Genomic DNA, 13419 nt, shown 5'->3' with positions numbered 1-13419 from the left:
TCTTTCCTGCAATCGCGGCAGTCTTCGGGACGCCGCTTTGCCTGCAAAAATGCTAAAAAGGCAGCACGCCGCCGGGCTTTGAAACTCCTTAGCCCGGGCGGCAACCTACACTTACGCGAGGCAGAGCATGGCGATCCAGACGATTGCAACCCAACCTATTGCGGGCCAAAAACCCGGCACTTCCGGACTGCGGAAGAAAACTGCGGTATTCAGCCAGCCGTATTACCTTGAAAACTTCGTGCAAAGCGTGTTTGACACGTTAGGCGATTGCACCGGCAAGACGCTGGTGCTGGGCGGCGATGGCCGCTACCACAACCGCAAGGCTATCCAGACCATCTTGAAAATGGCGGCGGCGCACGGCTATGCGTCCGTGCTGGTGGGGCAGGGCGGCATCCTGTCGACGCCGGCCGCCAGCTGCGTGATCCGCAAGCGCGGCGCGGCGGGCGGGCTGATTTTGTCGGCCAGTCATAACCCCGGCGGCGCGGACGGCGACTTCGGCATCAAGTACAACATTGCGGCGGGCGGCCCTGCGCCGGAAAGCGTGACGGACGCGATTTACAGCCGCACGGAAAGTATCACGCAGTACCGCATCAGCGATGCGCAGGATATCAACATCGACACGATTGGCGTCGCGCAGATCGAAGGCATGCGGGTTGAGGTGTTCGATCCGGTTGCCGACTACGCGGAACTGATGTCGCGCCTGTTCGACTTCGATGCGATCCGCAAGCTGTTTGCGGGCGGCTTCACCATGCGCTTTGATGGCATGAGCGCTGTCTCCGGCCCTTATGCGCATGCGATCCTCGAAGGCATGCTGGGCGCGCCAAAGGGTACGGTCATCAATGGCACGCCGCTGGAAGATTTCGGCGGCCATCACCCGGATCCCAATCCCGTCAATGCGGCGCAACTGATCGCACTGATGGCGCAGCCCGATGCGCCGGACTTCGGCGCCGCTTCCGACGGCGACGGCGACCGCAATATGATCGTTGGCCGCAAATTCGACGTGACGCCATCGGACAGCCTGGCCGTGCTGGCCGCCAATGCCACCGTGGCGCCAGGCTACCGCGCAGGCTTGAAGGGCATCGCCCGTTCGATGCCGACGTCGCGCGCAGCCGATAAAGTGGCGCAGGCGCTGGGTATCCCGTGCCATGAAACGCCGACCGGCTGGAAGTACTTCGGCACCTTGCTCGATGCGGACATGGCGACGCTGTGCGGCGAAGAAAGCTATGGCACGGGGTCAAGCCACGTGCGCGAAAAAGATGGCGTGTGGGCCGTGCTGTTCTGGCTGAATTTGCTGGCCGCCACCGGCAAGAGCGTGGAAGACATCGTGACGGCGCACTGGGCCCGCTTTGGCCGCCATTACTATTCGCGCCACGATTACGAAGGCATCGATGCGGCGGCTGCGAACCTGTTGATGAATGATTTGAGGGTCAAGCTGCCGGCCTTGAAAGGGCAGAACTTGAACGGCCACACGGTGGAGCTGGCGGACGATTTTTCGTACACGGATCCTGTCGATGGCTCTACGGCCGCGAAACAGGGTATCCGCATCGTCATGGCGGACGGTTCGCGCATTGTGCTGCGCCTGTCCGGCACCGGCACGGAAGGCGCGACCTTGCGTGTGTACTTTGAATTGTATGAACCCGATCCGGCGCAGCAGCGCCGTCCCGTACAGCAGGCGCTGGCGTCGCTGATTGCAGCGGCCGACAGCGTGGCTGCCATTTCCTTGCAAACCGGGCGTTCCAGCCCCTCCGTTATCACTTAATCACGAAAGGATGTTATGAAGCGTACTCCCATCGCCCTGTCCCTGGCCCTGCTGCTGGGCGCCGCCGCTCCCGCCAGTGCGGCAGCCCCGGTCAAGACAGCAGCAGCCAAGCCATTCCTGTGGGAGAACGCTACCGTCTATTTCATCGTGACGGACCGCTTTCAAAACGCCGATAAAAGCAATGACCTCGCTTATGGCCGCAAGGCGGATGCGGCGCCGCTGCGCGGCTACATGGGCGGCGATTTAAAAGGCGTGACGGAGAAAATCAAGTCCGGTTATTTCGACAGCCTCGGCATCGACGTACTGTGGCTGACGCCACCGGTGGAACAGGCGCACGGCAGCACCGATGAAGGCACGGGCCGTTCGTACGGTTTCCACGGCTACTGGACGCATGACTGGACGGCGGTTGACGCCAACCTGGGCACGGAACAGGATTTCCGCGACATGGTGGAAGCAGCCCACGCGCGCGGCATGCGCGTGCTGCTGGACGTCGTGATGAACCACACGGAGCCTGCCGGCGCCGCATTACCTGACGTGTGGCCGGCCGAATGGGTGCGGATGGACCCCACGTGCACGTTTAAAAGCACGGCCACGAATGTCGACTGCACGCTGGTGAAGGGTTTGCCGGACGTTCGCACGGACAGCAATGCCAACGTGGCGCTGCCGCCTTTCCTGGTGGCGAAGTGGAAGGCGGAAGGGCGCTATGACAAGGAAGTCAGTGAACTCGATGCATTCTTTGCCCGCACCGGCTATCCGCGCGCGCCGCGCTATTACCTGATGAAGTGGCATGCGGACTGGGTGCGCAAATTTGGCGTGGACGGCTTCCGCGCCGACACCGTCAAGCACGTTGAACCGGCCGCGTGGAAGGAATTGCGCACGGTGGCGGAGGCGGCGCACGACGACTGGAAGCGCGCCAACCCGGCCAAGGTGCTGGGCGACGGCAAGTTCTTCATGCTGGCGGAAGTTTATGGCTACAACATCTCTGATGGCCACGGCTTCAATATGGGCGATGGGGAGATGGTCGACTTTTACAAGTTCGGCTTCGACAGCATGATCAACTTTGGCCTCGTGTGGGATGCGAAGCAGGATTACGAGACGCTGTTCAGTAAATACAATGCGGCGCTGCAAGGGCCGCTGGCGGGCAACTCGGTATTGAACTATACGGCGTCGCACGACGATGGCGGCCCGTTCGACCCGGCGCGCGTCAAGCCGTTCGAAACAGCGAACAAGCTGCTGCTGGCGCCGGGCGCAGCGCAAATTTATTATGGCGACGAGACGGCGCGTCTGTTGAACTGGAGCGATGCGCAGGGCGATGCGAAGCTGCGCTCGTTCATGAACTGGGACGAACTGGCGCTGAATGCACGCCGCGAAGGCTACAGGATTGCCGACGTGCGCGCCCACTACAGCAAGCTGGGATTGTTCCGCAGCGCGCACCCGGCCGTTGGCGCCGGCGTGCATGAAAAGATTGCCGACGGCCCGTACACGTTCAAGCGTACGTATTCGAAAAACGGTATCAGCGACCAGGTGGTGGTGGCGCTGGATGTGCCCTCTGGTGCGAAAACCACCATCAAAGTGGGCGGTGCTTTTGCCGATGGCACGAAAGTGAAGGATTACTATTCGGGCGGCAGCGCCGTGGTGAAAGACGGCGTGGTGACGTTGCCGGTGAAGGGCGGCGTGGCGCTGATAGCGAAGTAAGCCTACATTTGCCGGAAGTGGTGCAGGTAGCTGCGGCTGACCGGCAGCACTTCCGGCCGGCCCCGCAAGTGGACGTCAGCCGTTTCATTCACGCCGCGTACCACTTCCTGCACGTAATGCAGGTTGACGATGGCGGAGCGGTGTATTTGAACAAAGGTGTCCGGGTCGAGTTCTTCTGATAATTCCTTGATGCCTTTGCGGATCAGCGCTTCGCCGCCGCCCCACGCCACCAGCGTGTACTTGTCTTCCGCCCGCAGGAACGCCACCTCTTCAACGGGAATCAGGCGGATGCCGCTGCCAACGGACGCCTTGATCCATTGCAGCCATTTGCGCGGCGCCGCCTGGCTGCCGGCTGACATTTTTTTCAGCAGCGCATCGAGCGCTGCATTGGCCGCGAACGGGGCGGACACGCGTTCCTGCAGGCGCGCGATGGTGTCCGACAGCCGTTTCGGTTCGAGCGGCTTGAGCAGGTAATCAATGGCCCCTTGCTCGAATGCCTGCACCGCATATTGTTCGTAGGCTGTGATGAACACGATGTGGGCACGGCGGGCCAACGCGCGCGCCGCGCTGATGCCATCCATGCCGGGCATGCGAACGTCGAGAAACACAATCTGCGGCTGGTGCGTTTCGAACAGTTCCAGCACTTCCATGCCATTGCGGGCATCCGGCGTCAATATGAGGCTGGGCCACAGGTTCGCCAGCTGGCTGCGCAAGTGTTCACGCAGCAGCGGTTCATCGTCTGCGATTAGTGCTGTGATTGGAGACATGCTGGTTCCTTTGTGAAGTGCAGTTCGACTCGCAGGCCCTGCGGCTCGGCTTCATGCATTTCCAACCGCGCGCTGTTGCCATAGCAGGCTTGCAGCCGCGCTTTAACGTTGGCCAATCCTGTGCCGGGAGCAGCAGATTCCGATATGCCTACGCCACTATCCTCGACCCACAAGGCCACGTTGCCGCCATCGTTCTTGCCGCCGACTTCAATTTTTCCGCCTGCCATGGATGGGTCGATACCATGCTTCACTGCGTTTTCCACCAGTGTCAGCAACGCCATGGCGGGAAAGCGCAATTGGTGCAGCGCTGGATCTACGGTGACGGCGAATTGCAGCCGGTCCGGCATCCGCATGCGCATCAATTCCAGATAGGCGCGCACCAGCTGCAGTTCCGTGTCCAGTGTGGCATCCGCATCGGTCAAGCGCGGCATGGCGGCGCGCAGGTAGGCAATCAAGTGCCGCAATACGGGCGCTGCCTGCGCTGATCCGGATTCCACCAGGACCAGCACATTTGCCAGCGTGTTGAACAGGAAATGCGGTTCGATTTGCGCCTGCAGTAACCGCAGACGCGCATCCAGTAAATCGCGTTCCAGCGCCAGGCGTTCGCGTTCGGCCTGCCGTTCACGCTCCTTGCGTTGCAGGTAAAGCGCCACGGCAGTAAACAGCAAGCCGAATACCAGCGCGATCAAGGTCAGCATCACGACACTGCCCGCGCCCTGGGCTGTCGCCAGATAGGCAGCGGCGCGGCCATAACGGGGCAGCGCGATCATTGCCAGCGCCGCGAAGGGCGCCATGACCGCAACCGCGATCAACCTGGCGAGCGACAGCGGCATCCAGCGCGGCTGCCATGCGGTTGCCGCGGTATAAGCTGCGAGCTGGGCCAAGCTGACGGGAACAAGGTGCCGCAAGCATTCCAGAAATGGCTGGCGCGTCAGCGTGGCCAGTATCCAAGTCAACACGACCGTGTACAGTTCGACAGCGGCAATTTGCCGCCAGGTGGGAAGGGAGGCGCGGAGCATCCGGCAAGAATAACCCTATGCCGGCCGTCGTTCAAGCATCGAAAACCGTCGCTGGTCGCATGATTTCGCCGTCACCGCCCGTCGTCCCGCGGCCGCTGTCTATGATTTCCTTACCTTCATTGACGGAGCTACCTCATGTCCACTGTTTTGTCTCCCGGCCAGCCGGCCACTGATTATCTGTCCCTGCAATCGGCCAGCCGTTTGCTGCAGCAAGCCGTCAGGCTATGGTGTGGCGTTGCCATCGCGGGGCAATGGCTGTTTGCGTATTATGCCGTTGCATTCTATGGCGGCGCCCTGGTGCGGGGGATGCCGCAGGACTGGAACAAGGTACTGCCACATGGGTATGTTGCGGGCGACACGGCGGGCAATGTGGCGCTGGGAGCGCACATGCTGCTTGCCGCCGTTGTCATGCTCTGTGGAGCGCTGCAGCTGATGCCTTGCGTGCGTAGCGTGGCGCCGCGCGTGCACCGGTGGAGCGGGCGGATTTATGTCACGCTGGCGGTGATCGGCAGCCTGACGGGCTTGTACATGGTGTGGTTCCGGAGTGAAGCAGGCCACGCTGTCCAGCACACCGGCATCAGTATCGCCGCAGTGTTGATATTGTTTAGCGCGGCAATGGTGGTGCATCACGCGCGCCGGCGCCAGTTGAACGAACATCGGCGCTGGGCCCTGCGGCTGTTCCTGGTAGTGAGCGCCGTGTGGTTCTTCCGCGTGGGGCTGATGTTCTGGGTTTTCGTGAACAAAGGGCCGGCCGGTTTTGACCCAAAAACCTTTACGGGGCCATTCCTGGATTTCCTGTCGTTTGCGCAGTTCCTGGTGCCGCTGGCCGTGCTTGAGTTGTATTTGCGGGTGCAGGCGCACGGTGGTGTGGCAGCGCGGCTGGCGATGTCATTACTGATGCTGGTACTGACTGGCGCCATGGCCATTGGGATTGGCGTGGCAGCGATGGGAATGTGGCTGCCACGCTTGTAGTTCAGGAGCGCGATGGCTATGGATTCCCGGTCACTTTGGCGGCTTCCAGAAAGTAGCCTTTCCAGTTAAAGACAATCACCCCGCCGCCCTTGAGGAAAACGTCGGTACAACGTGCATCGATGACTGTCACGCGATCGGGTAGTCCAAGATTTCCCGATCGCGCATGCCAGGACTTCCGCAGGTAATGAGCGGTTTCCTGTTCGCTCTCTGCAAAGCTCGGTCTTTTGCACGTCATATTTTGGAAGCGGAAACCATCTGCATTGATATGCAGTACCTGGCCGACATAAGAGCGCGCACGCTGCTCTGAAACCCCGGTAATTTCAGCAGAATCGAGAACCGACACGACGCGCCACTTGCCATGGATATCGGTGCCGGTTGCTGGCGCAGCACGGCTGACATATGGAACAGTCACCATGATGGTAACCGCCAAGTATGTAATAGGGCGCATGGTTATTTGCGAAATGGTGCGCTCTCTTCGGCCCGCCGCGTGACCAGACCATGGGCAATGACTGGCTTAACTCCTGTTTTGACCTTTACCCTGATCATTGACTTCATTTCCGCGACCGCACCGTCGAAATCGCCGTCATCGATCAGTTCAAGCGCCTTTGATGCGCCCCGCTGGCCCAGGTTATAGGTATAGCTGACCAGCGCGTCGTATTGGTCTTGTGTCAGCGGTTGGTGGGTGATTGCGTTGCGGACGGTTTGTTCTGCTTCAGTGACGCGGGATGCAAACTCGGCATCAACTGCGGCTGGAGTTACTGGTGTGTTGAGTTCTTCCTGCGTGCTTGGGCCGCGATGCGCAAGAATGCCGGCGCCCCATGTGCAATTGCCGCGGCCCGGCCCCATGTCGTCGTAATATTTATAAACTTCCCTTTCGCGCAGACGCAGTCGGGTGCGGGCGGTTGAACTGAATTTAAATGATGGTTTTAGTGCCGCGGCGCTGTTGGCGGACATAACTCTTCCTCAGTTGTTTATGGGAAAGAACCCCAACTGTAGAGCTGTCGGCCAACTGCGCTTTGGCCAGCGTCAAAGACGCGTATTACTCGACAAATACCACAGCCGTCCGCGCTGGCACGGTGAATTTGCCGCTCGCCGCATCATAGCGTGCCTCCTTCGCGCGCTTGTCCGCTGCGCCAGGCGCTGCCAGCACCGGATGCAGCTTGTACCGCTTGCCCTTTTCAGATTCCGCAGTAACGGACTGTTCAACTTTATCCACGTTGATCAGGTACGTGACAGTCTTGAAGCCCGCGCCCGGGTAACCCGCGCCTTCGATACGCGCGGCAATCACGGTCGGCACCTGCATGGATCCCGTATTGAAGAAATGCAGCCGCTGCCTGATGTCGCTTGCTGTACGCATGCGGAACAGCGAGGAACTGGAACGGATCTTCAGCCAATCACGGAAGGCATCGCGGGCAAACGCGATATCGGCAGGCGTGGGCTTGATGGCGGAATTGGCCAGCACGGGCTTCAGCAGCGCGTAATCCTTGCCATTGTCTTCCTGTGGCGGCAAGCCTGTGCCGAAGTAATTGTCCTGGTACGACCAGTCCAGGCGGTTGAACCAGTCGCCTGATTCAAAGCTGTTGCGGTCGAGGGATTTCGAACGCAGGATATCCTGGCCCGCGTGGAAGTACGCCACACCCTGGCTGAACGCATTGATGGCGGCGCCCAGCACTTGTACGCGGGCGCGGTCGGCACTGCTGGTGGCGGCAGGCAGTTTCAAGGCATTGGCATCGTACAGCGTCTGGTTATCGTGGTTCTCCACGTAGTTGACCACTTCCGATGGCTCGCTCGCATAGCCGGCCGGCTGGCCTGCGTAATCGATGGCCTGGCCTTCCACAATTTTGTCCTGGTACGTCGGCAGTGGATAGCTGCGCAGCGTACCCGCCAGGCCCAGGCGCACCATATCGGCAGCACGCAGCAAATCTTCTTTTGGACGCTGCGGCGCTTCCGCATTCGGGTCGTACACGAGGCCATTGATAAAGCCCTGGCGTGCAAACATATCCTTGCCGGAGTCGCCTGCGCCGCCGCCGCGCACGGCATCGCGGCCACGGTCGCTGAAGGTGCCGATGGCGCTGCCGTTCAGCGACAGTTGCGACGCCTGCACGAAGCGCTTGCCGCTTTCCACTTCACCGAAATTCCAGCCTTCGCCGATCAATTGCACCGGGCGGCCCGCCACTTTGTTGACGCGCGCTTGCAGCGCTTCCATCGCGGCACGGGGCTGGTGGCCCATCAGGTCGAAACGGAACGAATCGATCTTGTAATGGCGCGTCCACAGTTCCGCCGAATCAATCATCAGCTTGGCCATCATGCGGTTTTCCGTGGCTGTGTTAAAGCAGCACGTCGACATTTCAATGGCGCCCTTGTCGCTGAGGCGGTGGTAATAGCCGGGCACGATGCGGTCCAGTACCGACTGTTTATCCTGGCCTGCGCGGTACGTGTGGTTGTACACGACGTCCATGCCGACCCGCAGATTGGCCTTGTGCAGCGCCATCACCATCTGGCGGAATTCCACGATACGGCGCGCGCCGTCGGCGGCGTCCGTCGCATAGCTGCCTTCCGGTGCGCTGTAGTGGAACGGGTCATAGCCCCAGTTGTAGCAATCGGTATGGCGGGTCTTGCCAACCAGCGCTTGCTGGCTGTCGCTGTCGGCCGCACCGGAAGGTTGCGGCACGGCGCAGCCTTTTTCCGGCACGGAGCCGAGATCGTACACAGGCAGCAAATGGATGTCCGTCATGCCGGCTTTACTGAGCGCAGCCAGGTGCTTCATGCCGTTGGATTGGGTTTCCGTGAATGCCAGGTACTTGCCCCGGTTGGCGGCGCTGACAGTCGCATCGTTGATGGAAAAGTCGCGCACGTGCAATTCGTACACGGCCATGTCGGTCGGCGCGGCGACTTTCTTCGGCGCTGCCACCTTGTCCCAGCCGTTCGGTTTAAGTTTCGGCGCATCCAGGTCGGCAATGTAGCTGCGCTGCGAGTCCGTGGTCAGGCTGACGGAATACGGGTCGGTGACGAGATTGCGCACCAGCCCCACGTTCGGCACGTTTACGTCCACCACGTATTGGTAATACTTGCCCGACAAATCGGCGTGGCGGCTGGCGCTCCACACGCCGGTGGCCGCATCGAAGCGCATTGGTTCGATGGCGGACGCCTTGGCATAACCATTGTCGTACGTGCACACCGCCACATTGTGCGCCGTGGGCGCCCACAGCTTGAAGCGCGTGGCGCCACGGGCAGGGGCGGCGCCGAGGTCCGTGACTTTTTCCGCAGCCGCATACAAGTCATCCAGCGCACCGGCGCCTTGCACCGCCGTGGCATCGATCACCGTGCCATCCGGGCCCTGCTGTACCAGCACCAGTTGCTGCTTCAGCAGTTTGCCTGCATCGGCACTGGCCGGCAGCGACAAGACTGCGCCATCCGCCACGTACTTGAAGCGCTGTACCGTGGCGGCATCGGGCTGGCCCGCAAAGCGCTCCAGCGCCACGGAACCGTCAGCCCCGGCGACTTTGCCGCCTGCCGCCGCGTTGACGGCGCCCGCTGCCGAGTAATAAAGCTGGTAAGACGCGGTGGCATCGGCGCCGGGCCACTTCAGCAACTTGCGGTCCAGCCATATGGCGCGCGCGTCGTATTTTGCCGCAGCCGCTTGCAGTACCGTCTGGTGGGGAGCATCGCAAGCCGATTGCGGCATGGCTTGCTGCGCTTGGGCGCCAAAGGCAGACAGCACCAGTACGGCGCCCAGCGAGAGTCGGACGGAAGGCGCTGGGGCGCGCTGCAGGGATGCTGGCATGGGGTGTCTCCTCGGTAGTATCGCTACAAATATTGGAAATTAAACGCAAATTACCGCCATATGGTAATGCAATTTATGTAGCTTTACTACTTAATGGCAGGGCTGGCATCTTTTTCACCTGTTTCTGCCAATTTCTGTTCACGCGGATTATTCCCTTATATATTGGTGTATAGATGCGATATTCTTCTATGGTTTGGTGTATCTATGCATCAGGTTGATACTTGCGTCCCGTTCCGATCTGATACTTCTTCAACTTGTCATATAGCGTCTTGCGCGGCACGCCCAGGTTATCCGCTGCCAGCGCCACGTTATGTCCTGCGGCAGCCAGCGCCCGTTCAATCAGCGTGCGTTCGAAATCGTCGACTTGCTGCGGCAACGACGCTGCATTGTCTCCGGTAACGGGACTGGCCACGGCATCCGGCGAGGCGCCAACGGGTGGTGAAAGCGGCATGCCCGCCGTGACAAACGCGGGCGCCGCCAGCGGCGCGGCAGGCGCCATCTGCACCACGCCCAGCACCAGCCGTTCCGCGAAGTTGCGCAATTCCCGCACGTTGCCCGGCCATTCCGCTGCCTGCCACGCCGCCATTTGCTCAGCGCTCCACGTTGGAACGGGCCGCTGGTAGCGCAGCGCCGCTTCCTGCACAAAGTGCGCCAGCAGCAGTGGAATATCGTCGCGCCGGTCGCGCAGCCGGGGCAAGTCCAAGGTTACGACGCCGATGCGGTAATACAAGTCTTCGCGGAACAAACCCTGGCTGGACAGCGACAGCAAATCCGCTTTGCTGGCCGCGATGATGCGGCAATCGAGTGGAATGCCCTCATTGCCGCCCAGGCGTTCCAGCTTGCGCTCCTGTAGCACGCGCAGCAATTTCACTTGCAGCGCCAGCGGCATGGTTTCAATTTCATCGAGGAAGACGGTGCCGCCATTCGCATATTCCAGCTTGCCGATGCGGCGCTTTTGCGCGCCCGTAAAGGCGCCCGCTTCGTGGCCGAAGATCTCGCTCTCAAATACGGATTCTGGCAGCGCGCCGCAATTGATGGCGACGAAGTTGCCCTTGCGGCCACTGGCCGCATGCAGCACGCGCGCCAGCACTTCCTTGCCGGTGCCCGTCTGGCCATTGATCAGGATATCGACGCCGGCCGGCCCGACGTTGCGCACCAGGGTTTTCAAGCGTTCCATGGCGCTTGAACGGCCAATCAAATCCGGCGTGTCGGGATGCAGCGCGCGGTCCGAACGCAGGCGGCGGTTTTCCAGTACCAGCGTGCGGCGTTCCTGCGCGCGCCGCACGGCATCGAGCAGGCGTTCCGCCGCAAACGGCTTTTCAATGAAGTCGTACGCGCCGGCGCGCATGGCGGCCACCGCCATTTCCACATCGCCGTGGCCCGTCACGACAATCACGGGCAGTTCGCCATCGAGCGCCGTAACCTGTGCCAGTACGTCCAGCCCGGATTTGCCGGGCAGGCGCACGTCCGTCACGATGACGCCTTCATAATCCGCGCGCAGCAGCGCCTGCGCCGCTTCCGCACTGGCGGCGGCTTGCACCGTGAAGCCGCCCAGTTCCAGCGTTTGCTGTGTCGCCAGCCGCAGCGCGGCTTCGTCTTCTATCAGTATCGCTTGCATAGTCATGGTTCGTTTGCCTGCAAGGGCAGGCGCAAGATGAATTGCGCGCCGCCTTGCGGAAGATTTTGCGCCGCCAGCTGGCCATTCATCGCTTGCACAATCGATGAGGAAATCGCCAGGCCCAGTCCCAGGCCCTGGCCCGATGGTTTCGTTGTGTAAAACGGTTCAAACAAATGCGCGGCCACCTGTTCCGGTATGCCGGGACCGGTGTCGCTGATGCGCACTTCCGCCCATCCATCCGCGCGCGCCAGCGTGACAGTGACGGCGCGGGGATGGCTTTCTTCCATGCCTGCTACGGCGTCGAGCGCATTGCGCAGCAGGTTGATCAGCACTTGTTCAATGCGCACGGCGTCGCCCGCCACGGTAATGCTGTTGCCGCCGATATCGCCCGTTTCCAGCGCCACGCCGCGCCGTTTGAAATCGTTATCAACCAGCAGTGCCGACGCCTGCACGGAGCGCGCCAGGTTCACTTGCGTAATGGCTTCATCCTTGCGCGCAAAGCCTTTCAACTGGCTGATGATGGCGCCCATGCGCGCGCTGGCGTCGCTGATGTGGCCAAGGTTGGCATCGGCCTGTTCGGGACGGCCCCTTGCCAGGAACGTTCGGGCATTGTCGGCAAAGGCGCGGATGGCGGCCAGCGGCTGGTTCAATTCATGCGTGATCCCTGCCGCCATCTGGCCCAGCATGGCCAGCTTGCCTGCCTGGACCAGTTCATTTTGCGTGGTGCGCAGCATGTGTTCCGTTTGCTGCAGCTTGGCGTATTTACCTTCCAGGTCGGAGTTGGTGGCTTGCAGTTGCGCCGTGCGTTCGGCGATGCGCAGTTCGAGGTCGCGCGCCGCCTGGCGCAGCGCGGCGCGCGATTCCTTTTGTTCTTCCAGGCGCCGGCGCCGCTGGTGCAGCGCCCACCATAATGCGCCGCCACAGGCCAGCAATAGCGCCATGCCGGCCGCCGACAGCAGCGCCGCGCGCTGCACCCGCACTTGCGACGGGAACAGCATCAATTGCCATCCCAGCTTGCCGACCGGGCGCACCGCATATTCCGGCAACGGCTGCGGCAGCGAGGCAATGTGCTGCCCCGCGTATTGCTGCGTTTGCGCGAGTTCTTGCTGCGCACCCTTGTCGAGCGGACGCAGGCTGCGGTAGCGCCAGTCCGGCTGGTTGCTGAGGAAGATGACGCCGTGCCGGTCCGCCAGCGCGATCGTATGTTCGCTGGAACGCCACGTCTGTTCAAAGTCAGCCAGGCTGATTTTCACGGCCACCACGCCTGCCACGGGCCCGCCGTCCGTGCTGTCGCGGTACACGGGTTGCGCGATGAAATAGCCCGCTTCCGCCGTGGCGGTACCGATGCCATAAAACAGGCCGGGACGGCCGCGCTGTGCTTCGCTGAAATACGGCCGGTATGAAAAATTCTTGCCGACGAAAGTAGTAGGCTGGTCCCAGTTGCTGGACCCTAAAGTCAGGCCGCTGCGGTCCATCAGGTAAATCGCGCCGACCTGCGATTGGCGCTGGATGGTCTGCAGGGTGCGGTTCAGGCGCGCAATGATGGCCGCGTCGCCGGGGTGCGCGATGGCTTCCGCCAAATCAGGCTGGAAACCCAGCACGAAGGGCAGGGTTTCATATTTGTCGATGGCTGACTGCAGGTCGGGCGCCATCAGTTCCAGCTGGCGCCCTCCCTGTTCCAGCAAATCAGCCCGCGCCCGCAATGCCCCCAGCGCGTACGCACCCGCCACCAGCAGCAGGGCGGCAATGATCGCCAGGGAAGTAAGCGGAGTGTGCGGTTTTGTTCGCATGCCCTGATTTTACAT

9 protein-coding genes and 1 pseudogene are annotated in these 13419 nt (G+C 61.5%); 3 read left to right on the top strand and 7 right to left on the bottom strand.

From position 1 onward, the window contains the following. Positions 1–127: 127 nt before the first annotated feature. Entirely contained in the window at positions 128–1759 is a 1632-nt protein-coding gene (locus GM668_RS01060) for an alpha-D-glucose phosphate-specific phosphoglucomutase (RefSeq protein WP_155437080.1), read from the top strand. A gap of 15 nt (positions 1760–1774) precedes the next feature. Next, positions 1775–2254, top strand: a pseudogene (locus tag GM668_RS31705) (alpha-amylase family glycosyl hydrolase); the annotation flags it as partial. Between the two features lie 1202 nt (positions 2255–3456). Here GM668_RS31705 and GM668_RS01050 read toward each other — a convergent pair. Together GM668_RS01050 and GM668_RS01045 are read right to left on the bottom strand one after the other, a co-directional pair. Then, positions 3457–4221 (bottom strand): LytR/AlgR family response regulator transcription factor, encoded by a 765-nt coding sequence (locus GM668_RS01050; protein ID WP_155437078.1) that lies wholly within the window; start codon positions 4219–4221, stop codon positions 3457–3459. After that, positions 4200–5240, bottom strand: coding sequence for a sensor histidine kinase (locus GM668_RS01045; protein ID WP_155437077.1), 1041 nt, complete (start codon positions 5238–5240; stop codon positions 4200–4202). Before GM668_RS01045 ends, GM668_RS01050 begins: the two co-directional genes overlap by 22 nt. Before the next feature lie 135 nt (positions 5241–5375). Here GM668_RS01045 and GM668_RS01040 point away from each other — a divergent pair, with 135 nt between their 5' ends. Next, complete coding sequence (locus GM668_RS01040; protein WP_155437076.1) at positions 5376–6212, top strand: DUF2306 domain-containing protein; 837 nt, start codon at positions 5376–5378, stop codon at positions 6210–6212. A 16-nt stretch (positions 6213–6228) separates the two neighbouring features. Here GM668_RS01040 and GM668_RS01035 read toward each other — a convergent pair whose 3' ends face one another. The 5 genes from GM668_RS01035 to GM668_RS01015 all read right to left on the bottom strand — a co-directional run bounded on the left by GM668_RS01035 (position 6229) and on the right by GM668_RS01015 (position 13404). Beyond that, positions 6229–6627 carry a hypothetical protein gene (locus tag GM668_RS01035; protein WP_155437075.1) on the bottom strand — a complete coding sequence of 133 codons (399 nt, stop codon included), beginning with the start codon at positions 6625–6627 and terminating at the stop codon, positions 6229–6231. A gap of 35 nt (positions 6628–6662) precedes the next feature. Then, positions 6663–7166 carry a glycoside hydrolase family protein gene (locus tag GM668_RS01030; RefSeq protein WP_155437074.1) on the bottom strand — a complete coding sequence of 168 codons (504 nt, stop codon included), beginning with the start codon at positions 7164–7166 and terminating at the stop codon, positions 6663–6665. An 85-nt stretch (positions 7167–7251) separates the two neighbouring features. Beyond that, entirely contained in the window at positions 7252–9996 is a 2745-nt protein-coding gene (locus GM668_RS01025) for an alpha-1,6-glucosidase domain-containing protein (RefSeq protein ID WP_155437073.1), read from the bottom strand. A 202-nt stretch (positions 9997–10198) separates the two neighbouring features. Then, positions 10199–11614 carry a sigma-54-dependent transcriptional regulator gene (locus GM668_RS01020; RefSeq protein ID WP_155437726.1) on the bottom strand — a complete coding sequence of 472 codons (1416 nt, stop codon included), beginning with the start codon at positions 11612–11614 and terminating at the stop codon, positions 10199–10201. Positions 11615–11616: 2 nt separating this feature from the next. Further along, complete coding sequence (locus GM668_RS01015) at positions 11617–13404, bottom strand: sensor histidine kinase (RefSeq protein WP_155437072.1); 1788 nt, start codon at positions 13402–13404, stop codon at positions 11617–11619. Between the last annotated feature and the right edge of the window lie 15 nt (positions 13405–13419).

Origin of the sequence: Pseudoduganella ginsengisoli (assembly GCF_009720865.1) — a bacterium.
Taxonomy (GTDB): Bacteria; Pseudomonadota; Gammaproteobacteria; order Burkholderiales; family Burkholderiaceae_D; genus Rugamonas; species Rugamonas ginsengisoli.
The sequence above is the reverse complement of the archived record's forward strand: the minus strand, read 5'-3'. Positions and strand labels throughout refer to the sequence as shown.